General features: G+C 63.8%; 11 protein-coding genes. 9 read left to right on the top strand and 2 right to left on the bottom strand.

What is annotated here, in order from left to right:
- Positions 1 to 26 precede the first annotated feature (26 nt).
- Complete coding sequence (locus ABLE71_RS23340) at positions 27 to 851, top strand: sulfurtransferase/chromate resistance protein (RefSeq protein ID WP_348785880.1); 825 nt, start codon at positions 27 to 29, stop codon at positions 849 to 851.
- On the top strand, positions 848 to 2,254 hold the full coding sequence (chrA, locus tag ABLE71_RS23335) for a chromate efflux transporter (protein ID WP_348785879.1): 1,407 nt from the start codon (positions 848 to 850) through the stop codon (positions 2,252 to 2,254). The genes ABLE71_RS23340 and chrA overlap by 4 nt, the downstream gene beginning before the upstream one ends.
- Positions 2,255 to 2,303: 49 nt before the next feature.
- Here the strand turns inward: chrA and ABLE71_RS23330 are convergent, their stop codons facing one another.
- A complete protein-coding gene (locus ABLE71_RS23330) occupies positions 2,304 to 2,477 on the bottom strand; it encodes a hypothetical protein (protein ID WP_348785878.1) in 174 nt (57 codons plus the stop codon).
- A gap of 278 nt (positions 2,478 to 2,755) precedes the next feature.
- Positions 2,756 to 3,697, bottom strand: a complete 942-nt coding sequence (locus tag ABLE71_RS23325; RefSeq protein WP_348785877.1) for an AraC family transcriptional regulator — start codon at positions 3,695 to 3,697, stop codon at positions 2,756 to 2,758.
- Between the two features lie 244 nt (positions 3,698 to 3,941).
- On the opposite strand from ABLE71_RS23325, the gene ABLE71_RS23320 reads away from it, so the two are divergent.
- The 7 genes from ABLE71_RS23320 to ABLE71_RS23290 all read left to right on the top strand — a co-directional run bounded on the left by ABLE71_RS23320 (position 3,942) and on the right by ABLE71_RS23290 (position 14,255).
- On the top strand, positions 3,942 to 4,916 hold the full coding sequence (locus tag ABLE71_RS23320; protein WP_348785876.1) for an ABC transporter permease: 975 nt from the start codon (positions 3,942 to 3,944) through the stop codon (positions 4,914 to 4,916).
- Positions 4,917 to 4,942: 26 nt separating this feature from the next.
- The gene (locus tag ABLE71_RS23315; protein WP_348785875.1) at positions 4,943 to 5,938 is read left to right on the top strand and encodes a sugar ABC transporter substrate-binding protein; all 996 of its coding nucleotides are present in this window, start codon (positions 4,943 to 4,945) and stop codon (positions 5,936 to 5,938) included.
- Positions 5,939 to 6,001: 63 nt separating this feature from the next.
- On the top strand, positions 6,002 to 8,116 hold the full coding sequence (locus ABLE71_RS23310) for an SMP-30/gluconolactonase/LRE family protein (RefSeq protein ID WP_348785874.1): 2,115 nt from the start codon (positions 6,002 to 6,004) through the stop codon (positions 8,114 to 8,116).
- The gene (locus tag ABLE71_RS23305) at positions 8,113 to 9,213 is read left to right on the top strand and encodes a strictosidine synthase (protein ID WP_348785873.1); all 1,101 of its coding nucleotides are present in this window, start codon (positions 8,113 to 8,115) and stop codon (positions 9,211 to 9,213) included. Before ABLE71_RS23310 ends, ABLE71_RS23305 begins: the two co-directional genes overlap by 4 nt.
- The gene (locus ABLE71_RS23300) at positions 9,210 to 10,706 is read left to right on the top strand and encodes a sugar ABC transporter ATP-binding protein (protein WP_348785872.1); all 1,497 of its coding nucleotides are present in this window, start codon (positions 9,210 to 9,212) and stop codon (positions 10,704 to 10,706) included. The genes ABLE71_RS23305 and ABLE71_RS23300 overlap by 4 nt, the downstream gene beginning before the upstream one ends.
- On the top strand, positions 10,706 to 13,366 hold the full coding sequence (locus tag ABLE71_RS23295) for an AMP-binding protein (RefSeq protein WP_348785871.1): 2,661 nt from the start codon (positions 10,706 to 10,708) through the stop codon (positions 13,364 to 13,366). The genes ABLE71_RS23300 and ABLE71_RS23295 overlap by 1 nt, the downstream gene beginning before the upstream one ends.
- A gap of 1 nt (position 13,367) precedes the next feature.
- The gene (locus ABLE71_RS23290; RefSeq protein ID WP_348785870.1) at positions 13,368 to 14,255 is read left to right on the top strand and encodes an SDR family NAD(P)-dependent oxidoreductase; all 888 of its coding nucleotides are present in this window, start codon (positions 13,368 to 13,370) and stop codon (positions 14,253 to 14,255) included.

Raw genomic sequence — 14,255 nt, 5'->3', positions numbered from 1 at the left:
AGCAGCCCGGCAACGGAGGACGCGCCATGCCATCTCCCACCACTATATCCGTCGACAAGCTTTCCCGCCTGTACGGGACACCCGCCTGCCCCCGGCTGGTCGACGTGAGGACAGACGAGGACTTCGCGGCCAACCCAAGGCTCCTGCCCGGATCGGTCCGACGGTCGCATGCTTTGGTTTCCGACTGGAGCGAGGCGTTCGACGCGCCCTCCGCGATCGTCATCTGCCAGAAGGGAAAAAAACTCAGCGAGGGCGTTGCCGCGTGGCTGCGCCACCGGGGCGTCGCGGCCGAATCCTTGGAAGGCGGCTTCGAGGCATGGTTGGCGGCGAGCCTGCCGACCGTTCCGGACGCGCGCATCCCTGCCCGCGACATACAGGGCCGCTCCGTCTGGGTAACCCGGGCACGGCCAAAGATCGACCGCATCGCCTGTCCCTGGCTCATCCGACGCTTCGTCGATCCCGGCGCGGTCTTCCTGTTCGTCGCGCCGCAGGAGGTAGAGGCCGTCGCCGACCGCTTCGGCGCAACCCCGTTCGACGTCGAGAACGTTTTCTGGAGCCATCGCGGCGAACTGTGCACATTCGACGTGATGGTCGAGGAGTTCGGCCTGACGACCGAACCGCTGCTTCGACTGACCCGGATCGTGCGGGCGGCCGACACGGCGCGGCTTGACCTCGAACCAGAAGCGGCCGGACTGCTTGCCATGTCGCTCGGGCTATCGCGCATGTTCTCCGACGACCTCGCCCAACTCGACGCCGGGATGGCCGTCTATGATTCCTTCTACCGCTGGGCGCGCGACGCGACGGGCGAGGCACACAACTGGCCCTCCGCAAAGGCGGGAAGCAGTCCATGAGCACGACACTCGAAAGCCCGTCGGCTGAACGAGTGGCCCCCGGCCACGATCATGGCATTCCTTTCGGCGAGGCCGTGCGCGTCTGGGTCCGTATCGCCGCGCTGTCCTTCGGCGGTCCGGCGGGCCAGATCGCCGTCATGCACCGTATCCTGGTCGAGGAGAAACGCTGGATCGGCGAGAACCGCTTCCTGCATGCCCTCAACTACTGCATGCTGCTCCCAGGGCCCGAAGCCCAGCAGTTGGCCGTGTATATCGGCTGGCTGCTCCACAAGACAAAGGGCGGGCTTGTCGCGGGCACGTTATTCATCCTGCCCGGGTTCCTGTCGATCCTGGCGCTGAGCTACGTCTACGTGCTCTTCGGCAACGTTCCTCTCGTCGAAGGCCTGTTCTTCGGCCTCAAGGCGGCGGTGCTGGCGATCGTGCTCCACGCCGTCCAGCGCATCGGCAAGCGCGCCCTGAAGAACAATGTCATGCTGGCCATCGCGGCCGCCTCCTTCGTCGCGATCTTCTTCCTGGGCGCGCCGTTTCCATTCATCATCTTTGCCGCGGGCATCATCGGCTATCTCGGGGGGCGCGCCGGGCTTCCCGCCTTCAAGGTGGGAGGAGGAGGACATGGCGCGGGCTCTGGCGTTGCCCTTTCCGATGCCGATTCAGCGCTCAGCGACGGCGTTCCGGCGCATGCGAGGCCGAATGTCGGCTGGTCGCTGCGCGTATCCGCGGTGTTCTTGGCGCTGTGGCTGGTGCCGGTCGTAGTGCTGGTCACGCTGCTCGGCTGGGACAATGTGTTCAGCCGCATCGCCCTCTTTTTCAGCCAGATGGCCGTCGTTACGTTCGGCGGCGCCTATGCCGTGCTCGCCTATGTCGCCCAGCAGGCGGTCGAGACCTATGGCTGGCTGCAGCCCGGCGAGATGCTGGACGGGCTGGGAATGGCCGAGACCACGCCCGGGCCGCTCATCATGGTCGTCCAGTTCGTCGGGTTCCTCGGCGCCTATAGGGATGCGGGTGGGCTCGATCCGCTGCTGGCGGCGACGCTCGGGGCGATCCTCACCACCTGGGTAACCTTCGTGCCCTGCTTCCTGTGGATTTTCCTCGGCGCACCCTTCGTTGAGCGCCTGCGCGGCAACGCGGCGCTTTCGGGCGCCTTGTCGGCCATCACCGCGGCGGTTGTCGGCGTGATCTTGAACCTCGCCATATGGTTTGCACTGCACGTCCTATTCCGGACAGTGGTGGAGAAGCCGGTGCTCGGCCTGACACTCGATCTTCCGGTTCTGGCGAGCGCGGACTGGGCCGCGATCGCGCTGACCGTCGCGGCCATGCTCGCGCTGTTCAGGTTCGGCGCGCCGATCGGCTGGGTGCTGGCCGGCGCGGCCGCGGGAGGTTTGCTGTTGCGCCTGGTCGCCTGAGCAGTTTCGCCCACGGTGGTTCGCCCTTGGCCTTGCGTGCAGGCCCGCCTCAGCCGGCGCTCCAGACGGCAAGCGCCGAGCCGCCCCAGATTGTGGCGACGACGCAGGCGACTCGCAAAAACATTCCCAGTTCGCCTTGGCGCAGCCCGCCCTGCGGGACGAGTTCGCGTCCGCTGTTGCCGACGGGACGCGCCTCAAACTCGTCCTCTACGCTGCGGTACATGCCCAATCGCCCAAACATCTGTCTGCTCTTTCTTGTGGTCCATGCACGGGCTTTCAATGCCGCGGTCTTGTCCGCGTCTGACGGCGTATCGTGCATACCCAGCAAGGTATCGGCGGCGGCATATGTTTTCGATTGGGGTGGATCGCTGCGAAGATAGTTTTTTCATAATGATCGACGGCGCTGCCGCGGTGTCGCTGCGGGGGCCGGTTGCTTCGCGGTCCAAAATTTTCGCTACGAGCCCAGTTCCGGCATAGCGCTCACGACCCGCCGATCCTCATTCACCGCACTTTTGCAACATCTCGTGGTGACAACCCGAATTTCCGACGAAACAGGGTACTGAAATGAGCGGAACTGCTGAAGCCGTGCTCAAACGCGACGGAGGTTATCGAGTGACCTTCTCCCTTCGCAATCTTGTCGTAGGCGAGTTGAAGGCGCCGATCCCAGATCCACTCCGAAGCCGACATCTCGGATTGCCGGAACAAGTGGTGAAGGTAGCGCAAGGACACCCCATTTGCGCTGGCGATCCTCTCCAGCGAGAGATTGGGGTCGCCCAGGTGGGCTTCGATCCACTGCCGGATCGAGCGGAGCCGAGCCTGCTGAACAGACCCGTCCAGCGAACCGGTATCGGTTTCGGCCGACTGCAGCGTGATGGCAAGGATGTCCATAAGCTGGTCGCCCATTTTGGCTTTAACATCCTGCGACAGCTTCGACCCTTCACCTGCCAGTGCCGCGCAGAATTCCGTTGTGATCCTGCCGAGCCCCTGCGTGCTGTTGAACGCAGCCGAGACGGGTATCCGTTCGCTCGCGAACCTCTGGGCAAAATCGGCGCGCGGTATTTCAAGATAGAACGAGCGAACCTCGCCAAGGCATTGGAGCTCGTATTGCTCGGTGGCGCAGAAGATGGCGCCCCGCGCGGCGTTGGAGGAATGGGTCGAGCCCCGCTGCACCACATTCAGGCTCCCGCGGTGAATGAGCTGCAAATAGTAGCAGTCCTTGTCCAGCCGCGAGATGTGCTGGCTTTGTCGTCTGATGCTTTGTTCGGAGAGCAGGATATCGGTCATGACGATATCGCCGAAGCGAGCCTCGCGGATAAAGCCGCGGTAATCCTCCGGCCTGGTCGCCTTCACGTCCACATGGACGTAGAAGTCGCATATGGCTTCACGCCAAGCGTTGTACCGCTTCGGCGTTGGCAGGTCTTCCGTTGAAAAGACAAGATCCATGGGCTCCCCCACCCGCGGTCAAGTACCGATATTGATGCAGCCCTCTGATGTTTGTTTAGCCGCGCCAATACACGCTCCCCCGTACTTGTTACTCCATTTGCGGGCGTTTGGGCAAGAAATTCGCCCGATTGCACTCTCAGGCAAAAGTTCTGCGTTCTGGCGAAAGATCGACACTCGCCCGCAGGGATAGTCTTTTCCATGCCAACCGCTGAGGGGTGGCTGTTCACGTTGGTGGAGGACCGACATGAATGCCTTCCGGCATCTGAGCCAGGAGCAGATCGTATTCGTCCTGGCACTGGTGCTGTGCGTGGCGTTCGCCGTCGCCCTGCCTGGCTTCCTCACCACCAGCAACGTGCTGAACCTCGTTCGCAGCGTTTCGATCCTCGGCATGCTCGGCGTGGCGATGGGGCTGGTCGTGATCGGGCGCGGCATTGACCTGTCGCTGGTCGCCTTGATGGCGGTCTCGGTTGCGTGGACCCTGCATCTCATTGGCACCGGCATGCCGCTGCCCCTGGCGTTGGCGTTGGGACTGGCGTTCAGCCTCGTCGTAGGTGCTTTCAACGGCTGGGTGGTCGCGTATGTCGAGATACCAGCGATCTTCGCCACGCTCGCCATGGGCACGCTGATCTACGGTTTCGGCCGCTATTTCCTCTTCAACCTCGATGTCGTCTACATGCCCGAGGCGGGCCAGCCGCTCCTGGTTTTGGGTCAAGGGACGCTGCTTGGCGTTCCGCTTCCAATCTTCCTCTTCGCCGCCGTCTGCCTCGGTGGCTACTTCTTCCTGCGCTACACCAAGTCGGGCCGCTATCTGCGCGCCGTTGGCGACAACCTTCTCGCAGCACGCATCACCGGAGTGCCGGCACGGCCCATCATCGTGCTGCAATATATGCTCTCGTCATTGATCGGCTACATGGCTGGGATCGTCACCGCAGCGTCCGTGGCCAGCATGAATACCCGCGTCGCCATCTCGACCTATGTCTACGACGTCATCCTGGTCGTCGTGCTGGGCGGCATTGGGCTGTCGGGCGGCAAGGGCGGCGTCCGCAACGTCATCGTCGGAACGCTGCTCATCGGCGTGCTGCTCAACGGCATGACGATCATGGACATCCAGTACACCGTCCAGAACGTGATCAAGGGCGTCATCCTTCTTACCGCGATCGTCATCGACACGATCATCAACCCCCGCGACGAGCAGACCGCTCAGCAAGGGGACATCTAGGCCTGTTATAATTGGGAGGACAAAACATGAGACTGTTGAAAACTGGCATTCTGGCCGCAACCTTCGCCCTTTCCGCCGGCTCCGCGCTGGCCCAGGGCATCGACGACCCCACGCGGGCGCCCTACTACGACTCGTTCAAGGGCAAACGCATAGCCTACGTGCCGGTGGCGATGGGCTTCGACCTGACCGAAGGCTGGGCCGCGGGCCTCAAGGAGGCGTTCGAGCCGCTTGGGGTCACATTCGACATCCGCGACCCGAACTGGAGCACGGATGCCGGCGCCGCCGCGATAACCTCGCTGATCACCGAGAAGCCGGACGTCATCGTGGTCCACAACCCGGACGTCCAGTCCTACGCCCGCCTGCTGAAGAAGGCGGAGGAGGCCGGCATCTACGTCGTTCAGGTCAACATGCGTTCGAGCTACTCGACCGACGCTTTCATCGGCGCCGACTATGTCGGCATGGGACAGCAGATCGGCGAACGCCTGGTCGAAAAATGCTCGCCCGCAAACGGAGGCAGCGGCAAGGTCGCGATCACGCAAGGCGTGCTGACGGCGGCCGCCAGCGTCTACCAGATGGAGGGCATCAACAACGTGCTCTCCCAGCATCCGGAGATCCAGCTGGTCTCGAACCAGGCCGCCGACTGGGACGCGACCAAGGCGAAGAACATTGCTGCGACCGTGATCCAGCAGCATCCGGACCTCTGCGCCATCACCGGCTTCTGGGACGTGATGGACGTCGGCACCGCTGCGGCGATCAAGGAGTCCGGCAAGAACGTCTACCTGCTTACGCAAGGCGGCGGCAACCGCATGGCCTGCGACGGGCTCGCCAACGGCACCTATTCCGAGGTCGTCGTCTACTTCGTGCCCGGACAGGCACGCGACATGGCGACCATGATCAAGCAGATGTTGCAGCTCAAACAGCCCGCCGGCGCGAACAAGACCACGCTGTTCACGCCGCTGACCTTCCTGACGAAGGATAACATGACCCCGGCCTCCTGCTGGGATCTTCCGACCAAGAACTGATCCGACCTGCGGTCACGGGCGGCACACGCCGCTCGTGACACTCATGCAATCCGGGACGATACGATGGCCGCATCCGACACGATCGCGCGCTGGCGCTACCGCTACGTGCCCGACCACCTGCTTGGCGAAATCCTCGCGAAGCGCTGGATCGACAATGCGATCCCGCTCCTGATCCTGCTGATCGTCGTTGCGGTCTTCGGTTCGCTGATCCCCGATTTCTTTGGGGCTGCAAGCATATCGAATATGATGCGGCAGTGGGGCGAGTTCGGTCTGATCGTCATCGCGCTGACTATCGTGATGGTGGCGGGCGGCATCGACCTCAGCGTCGGCTCGGTCTTCGCACTTGGCAACATCGTGGCGCTGGGGCTGCTCAGCGTCGCCGAATGGCCTGTGCCGGCAGTGGTCGCCGCGACGCTCGCCTGCGGCGCGGCGGTCGGCCTCGTCAACGGCCTGCTCGTCGGCTACCTGCGCCTGCGCGCCTTCCTGACGACCCTCGTCACGCTGATCATCGTGCGCGCCGTGGTCGACATGCTGCTCCTGAAATACTCGGTCGCGATCGCCGCCGCCTTCCCCGATTCGGAGCTCTGGTATTATTTCGGCGAAGGCGACGTGCTCGGCGTTCCGTTCAGCGTCGTCGTCGCGGTGACGCTCGCGCTCGTGCTGCACCTCTTTCTCAGCCGCAGCCGCGCCGGATGGCATGTTCTGGCGGTCGGCGGCTCGCGCCGCTCCGCGCACAATGTCGGCATTCCGGTGCGCAGGGTAGTCTGCGCGACGTATGTCCTGTCCGGCGCGCTCGCCGCGCTGGCAGGCTTGCTCTTCGCCTCACGGCTCGGCGGCGCCGGCGCCGATACAGGCATCGGGCTCGAGATCGCCGCGCTGACCGCCGCGGTTCTCGGCGGCAACAGCCTCGGCGGCGGCCGCGGCTCGGCCGCAAAGGCGGTTATCGGTTCCATTACCGTAATGATCATGGTGAACGGTTTGGTCCGCCTCGGCGTAACCAGCGGCGCGAACTCGCTGCTGCTTGGAGCGGTGCTTCTCGCCGCTGTCGGGATCGACGTCCGCTGGCTAAAGAACCGGCACAAGTTCCTCTCGAAGGTCTACGTGTCGCCCACCTATTCGCAGTTGCCGCCGGCGCCCGCCACTTCCGGTTCGTCGCCCTACGCGCTCAACGACCGTCTGCGCACCGTCGAGGCGATCGGGCTCGGCAGCATCGACGGCCCCGAGGACGTGATTCTCGACGAGGACGACAACATCTATGTCGGCAACCGCACCGGCGACATCGTCCGATTCCTCGCTCCTGACTACGCGCGCCAGGAACTGTTCGTCCACACCGGCGGCCGGCCGCTCGGTATGGCGTTTGCCAGGGACGGATCGCTCTTGGCTTGCATCGGCGGCATGGGTCTCTACCGCATCACCGGCGACCGCAGGGTCGAGAAGTTGACCGACGAGACCAACCGCTCCTGGCTCTCGGTCATCGACGACTCGCGCCTCCGGCTCGCCGACGACCTGGACATCGCGCCCGACGGCCGCGTCTTCTTCAGCGAGGCGACGGTTCGCTACGAGATGCACGAATGGCCGGTCGACTGCTTGGAATCGCGCGGCAATGGGCGCATCATCTGCTACGATCCGAATGCCGGCACGACCCGGACCGTTCTCAAGAATCTCGTCTTCCCGAACGGCATCTGCATGACGCATGACGGGCAGTCGTTTCTCTTCGCGGAAACCTGGGCCTGCCGCGTCAGCCGCTACTGGTTCGACGGACCGAGGAAGGGCACGGTGGAGCCGGTCATTTCGGACCTGCCGGGCTATCCCGACAACATCAACCGCGCCTCCGATGGCACGTATTGGCTGGCGCTGGTCGGCATCCGCACCCCTTCGCTCGACCTGGCGCTGAAGATGCCGGGCTTCCGCCGGCGCATGGCCCGGCGCATCGCGCCCGACGAATGGATGTACCCCAACATCAACACCGGATGCGTGATCCGCTTCGACGAAACAGGCCGCATCATCGAAACCCTGTGGGACTTCGGCGGCGAGAACCATCCGATGATCACCTCCATGCGCGAGCACAAGGGCCATCTCTATATCGGCGGCATCCTCAACAACCGTGTCGGGCGACTGAAACTGCACGGCATGGACCCCACCTGGACAGGCGCCGGCTCGTATTGGGGGCGGAAATGATCGGCTCATTTTCGCGCGCAGTCGACAATCTGTTCGGCCGTGGCGAGGCGGCGGTCACCGTTCCCCCTCTCGACGGAGCGCTTCGTCCCAATCGCGCGCTGGATGAGGCAGCATGGCGTATCGAGATGCCCGAAGTTGATTGCCTCGCCGTCCTTGGAGGAACGCTGTTCACGTCCGTGGGCGACGCGATCTACGCGCTCGCCGCCGATGGCAGCCGGACGCCGCGCCGGACGTACGACGCCCGCATCGCCTGCATTGCAAATGTCGGTGACGACGGCCTCGCCGTCGCACTCGACAGCGGCGATGTCGTGATCGAAGGCGGCCCCCACGACGGTGGCCGCTTCCGTATCGGACCAGCGGTCGCATGCATCACGGCGATGGCTGTTGCAGGTGGGGCCCTGTATGTTGCGAACGGCTCCGCCACCAACAGAACCGACGAATGGCAGCGCGATCTGCTGGAGCGAAACGCCTCGGGCAGCATCTGGCGCATCGACCTCGACAGTGGCGCCAGCCATCGCATCGCCGACCGTCTCGCCTGGCCATCCGGGCTGGCTCCCGATGCTTCTGGCGTCGTCTATTCGGAAGCCTGGCGGCATCGCCTGGTACGGATTGGCCGTGAAGGGGCCGGCAAGCCCGCGGTGCTCCAGTCCGATCTGCCCGGCTATCCGGGAAGGCTCTCGCCCTCGGTCGGCGGCTGGTGGCTGGCCGTCTTCGCGCCGCGCAGCCAGCTCGTCGAGTTCGTGCTGCGCGAGCCCGCCTATCGAAGGCGGATGATGGCCGAGGTGCCGCGCGACTATTGGGTGGCGCCGAAGCTCAAATCCGGCCGCAGCTACTACGAGCCGCTCCAGGGCGGCGGCGTGAAGCATCTTGGGCTCCTGAAGCCCTGGGCGCCAACCATGTCCTTCGGCATGTGCGTCTGGCTCGACGCCGGTTTCCAGCCGCGCTTCAGCCTGCAAAGCCGCGCCGACGGCAAGACCCACGGCACCACCAGCGTGGTGGAGCATGGCGGTGCGGCGGTCGTGGCCGCGCGTGGCGACGGCATTGTCGTCAGGCTTGACCAGCCCGCGAATACGATCGGACCAGGAGGTGTGGCATGATCCCGATGGTCGACGTCCGGCGCACGACCAAGGAGTATCGCGGCGTGCCGGCCGTGAAAAACGTCTCGTTCACCTTGCAGCGGGGCGAGGTGCACGCGCTTCTCGGTGAGAACGGCGCAGGCAAGTCGACGCTCGCCAAGATGATCGCCGGAGTCGTGACGCCGACGTCCGGCGAGATCTGTATCGACGGAACGAAGGTGGAGATGAATTCGCCTTCGGAGGCGCTCCGCCGCGGCATCGCGATGGTCTACCAGGAGACCAGCCTGGTGCCGTCGCTCACCGTCGCGCAGAATATCTACCTGACCGACGCCAGGCACTTTCACCGGTTGCGAGGCATCTACATCGCCGGCCAGCAGTTCCTGCAGTCGCTCAACTTCCACGTCGATCCGACGGCGATGGTGTCCGCACTCGGCGCCGGGCAAAAGCAGATGGTGGAGATTGCGCGCGCGGTTCACCACAACGCGCAGGTGATCATTTTCGATGAGCCGACGGCGACGCTGACGCCGGAGGAAAAGCATCAGTTCTTCTCGCTCGTCGAACGGTTGAAGCAGCGCGGTGTCTCGATCATCTTCATCAGTCACGCGCTGGAGGAAGCACTAGCGATCGCCGATCGCATCACCGTGATGCGTGACGGCGAGCACGTCATCACCGACTCTGCCTCGGCGTTCGACCGAGAGAAGATCGTGCGCGCTATGGTGGGCAGGACCCTGACCAACGAGCTTTATGGCGCGCAGGAAGGACGCCCCGTCCGTCCCGCCGGCGACAAGGTGCTCAGCGTGCAGAATCTTTCCATGGGAAACCTCGTACGCAACACTTCCTTCTCGGTTTTCGCGGGCCACATCACCGGCGTCTTTGGACTGATCGGCTCCGGCCGCACCGAGACCGCAAAGGTGGTTGCTGGCGTGTTGAAGCGCGACCTGTTTCATGGTGGGCAGGTGCGGCTTGACGGCCGGCCGGTACGCTACCGCGTACCCCGTCCGGCAGTCCGCGATGGCATCATCTACGTCACCGAAGACCGCAAGATGGAAGGCTTCTTCGAGACGATGTCGATTGCGGAGAACATCCATCTCGGCGCGATGGCAGGCGGGCGCGCAAAATCACTGGCAGTCTCGATGAGCGAGATGCGCGCCATCGCGCAGGAGTGGATCACCGCGCTCAACGTCAAGGCGATCAATGCCGACGCACGGGTCATCGAGCTGTCGGGAGGCAACCAGCAGAAGGTCGTCGTCGCCAAGGCCCTGGTGCAGAAACCCCGCCTGATCATCTTCGACGAGCCGACTCGCGGCGTGGATGTCGGAGCGATCGCGGAGATCCACCAGTTGATCAACCGGCTGGCCGACGATGGCATCGCGGTGATGGTGATCTCGTCCTACTTGCCAGAGGTGCTCCAGCTTTCGGACCGCATCCTGGTCTGCCGGCAGGGGCGCATCATCGAGGAATTCGACGGTCACCGGACCAACGAGGAAACGATCATGTACGCAGCGGTGCACTGATGCTGAAGACGATGCGTCCGGTCAGGACAGTCCGCACGATCGAGGATGTCCGGGCGATTGAATCGGTGCCCTACGACGACCTTGTCACGGCGCACAACCTTTACGACCTGTTTCGGGCAACTGCCGCGCACGTCGGCGAAAGAGCGGCTTTGACCGTGCTGCGTCCGGGATCGCCATCGGATGTCGGCATTTCCCTCACGCATCGCGAACTGCTGAGGGAAATCACGCGGTGTGCAAACCTCTTCCATTCACTGAACGGCGACCAGGGCGGCGTGGTGGCCTTTCTGGTTCCGACGCTGCCCATGGTGCCGTGCGCGCTGCTTGGGGCCCAGGTCGCCGGTGTCGCAAGCGCATTGAACTATCTGCTCACCCGCGAGGCTGTCGTCGACCTGCTCAATATACAGCAGGCACGGGTTCTCGTCATTCCCGCCCCGGGTCTCGACGAGGACTGCTGGCTCAAGTCTGCCGATATCAGGCGCGACGTGCCCTCACTGAAGCACGTGCTGGTCATTGGAGCCGATAGTCACCCCGGAGACGACAATCTGGATTTCGACGCCCTGCTCTCCGGCTGCGACGGCGACCGCCTCGCCTTCGACACGCTGGCCGGCCGCGACACCGTCTGCGCGCTGTTCCACACGGGCGGGACGACGGGCCGCCCGAAGGTGGTTCAGCTGACGCATGGAAACCAGATTCATGGCGCGTTCGGGTTCACCCAGGTGTTGGGTTACGATGAACTGGACAGCGTGATCAACGGTTTCCCCTTCTTCCACGTCGGCGGCACGATCACAGCGGGCCTCGCGGTCTGGGCGGCGGGTGGCCATGTCATCGTACCGTCGCCTTACGCGTTGAGGCGCGCCGCCGTCATCGATGGATATTGGGGGTTGGTCGAAAGGTTCAAGGCAACCGTCGTGAGCGGCGTGCCGACGTCGATCGCGGCACTCGGCAACTCATTCCGCACGGACAACGATGCGTCCTCCGTTCGCATGGCCCTTACGGGAGGGGCGGTGTTGCCCAAGGCCGTCGGGTCGAGGTTCGAGACCGTGACAGGAATCCGGCTGTTCGAAACTTACGGGATGACCGAGGTTGCGGCGGCCATAGCCTTCAATCCCGGGCTTGGCACACCCGTGGCTGGCAGCGTTGGATTTCGTGCCCCCTTCTCCGAGACGCGCATCGTGGCGCTCGACCAGGATCATCCCAGGATCTGCGGTCCAAACGAAAGCGGCGTGGTCCAGGTGCGCGGCCCCCAGGTTTTCCCGGGTTACGCGGACAAAGCGCACAACGTCGGAACGCTTGCGGCGGACGGATGGCTGACGACAGGCGACATCGGGTACCTGACCGACGACGAGAGACTCGTGCTGACCGGTCGTGAGAAGGATCTGATCGTGCGGTCCGGCCACAACATCGACCCCGCCGCAATCGAAGACGTCGCGAACCAGTTCGACGGCGTACAAATCTCGGCCGCGGTGGGTATGCCCGACCAGTATGCGGGCGAAGTGCCTGCTCTTTTCGTCGTGCCCCGACCAGGGGTCGTTTTGGACGTCACAGCCATAGAGACCTATGTAAATTCGACCGTGCACGAGCCGCCCGCCCGGCCCAAGAGCGTCATGATCATCGATGCCTTGCCGGTGACGGCGGTGGGAAAGATTTTCAAGCCTGCTCTGCGCGATCTGGCGATCAAGGAGAAGGTAAGGCTCGAGGTTCTTCGCACTTGCGGGGCGGATGCATCCGCCAGAGTGGACGTGTCGCTGGATGATCGCAAGAATACGGTTGTCCGCGTCCGGTTGTCTGGCACCGACGAGGAGGGTGCGGCGAAGCTCACCGAAGCGCTGCGTTCATTGCCGCAAAGCTATGAGGTGGAACTGAACCGCCGGACTGCGTCCAGCGAGCCGGTGATCCTTTCGATCGATGAGGGCATCGCCACCATCACAATCAATCGACCCGACAAGCTCAATGCCATGGATGGCACCGTGATGAGTTCCCTTGATGGGCATCTGCGGACACTTCATGGACGACCGGGCATCCGGGCCGTCATCATAACCGGCACAGGACGATCCTTCTCGGCAGGCGGCGATTTGATCGAGTTCGGCGCCAGGCTGAATGAAGATCCTGACAGACTGCTCCGCGACCTCGAGTTCAATCAAGGGGTGCTGACCCGCATCGAGGAACTGGCCGTTCCCGTCATTGGCGTCGCCAACGGCACTGCCGTGGCCGGTGGGCTGGAACTGCTCCTGTGCTGCGATCTCGTGCTTGCAGCGGAGGGTACGAAGATCGGCGATGGGCACGCCCGCTACGGTGTGGTGCCCGCGGGCGGAGCAACGGTACGCCTGCCGCGCAAGATCGGTCCGGCGCGCGCTGCGCGGCTGTTCTTCACGGCCGATCTTGTGGAGGTGGAGCTGTTGCAGTCCTGGGGCCTAGTGGACGAGGTGGTTCCGGCCGAGAACCTGCTGTCGCGCGCATATGATCTCGCCGAGCGCATAAGCCGCTGCAGCCCAGAGGCGATCCGATGGATCAAGCGGCTGACTGCGGCTTCCGACAAAGCGCAAGACGTGCGGCTGCGTGCGGAACTTCAGGCGTTCTCCTCGCACATCGGCGGAAACGACCTGTCCGAAGGCCTTCGGGCTTTTCGCGAGAAGCGGCCGCCGGCATACGGGAGTGATTGAAGTGACCATATCCTTCGATGGCCAAGTCGCGATCGTGACCGGATCGGGCAGAGGGCTTGGCCGAAGCTACGCCAGGGAGCTCGCCGCGCGCGGAGCCAGGGTCGCGGTGGTCGATCTCGGTCCTGACGCAGCCAGTGTGGCTGGGGAAATCGTGCAGGGCGGAGGCATCGCCCGCGGCTATGAAGTCGACGTGACCGACTTCGAGGCGGTCACTTCGATGGCCGGGGAAATCATGAGCGATTGGGGACGCGTCGACGTCCTGATCAACAATGCCGGCATCCTCAGGGACAAGTCCTTCGCCAAGATGGATCTGACCGATTTCCGTACGGTCGTGGACGTCCATCTGATGGGTTCGGTAAACTGCGCCAAAGCTGTCTGGCAGACCATGATCGACCGGAAATACGGGCGGATTCTTTTTACCTCATCCTCTTCCGGCATGTACGGCAATTTCGGCCAGTCCAACTATGGAGCCGCGAAGGCAGCCATGCTCGGCCTCATGAACGTGCTTCACCTCGAGGGCGAAAAGCATGGGATCCGTGTCAACTGCGTCACTCCCAGCGCGGCCACGCACATGACCGAAGGTCTCCTCAAGCCTGCGCACGAAAAGCTGCTCACGCCTGAAAGTGTCGCGCCGGGCGTGGCATTTCTCGTGTCGAGGGATGCGCCGTCGCGCGTCATCATCGCAGCAGGCGCGGGCTCGTTCGCCCGGATCTATGTGACCGAGACGCAAGGGGTGAGCTTTCCCCCTGATCGCCTGACTGCCGAAGCGGTTCGTGACAGCTTTCACGCAATCAGCGACACGAACGGCGCAGTGCCGCTACAGACCGCATTTCAGCAGACCGACAAGCTTGCTGCCTTGGCGCTGCACGCCTCCGCCTCGGGAGAATAA

This window comes from Mesorhizobium sp. KR9-304, from assembly GCF_040049215.1.
GTDB lineage: Bacteria > Pseudomonadota > Alphaproteobacteria > Rhizobiales > Rhizobiaceae > Mesorhizobium_K.
The sequence above is the reverse complement of the archived record's forward strand: the minus strand, read 5'-3'. Positions and strand labels throughout refer to the sequence as shown.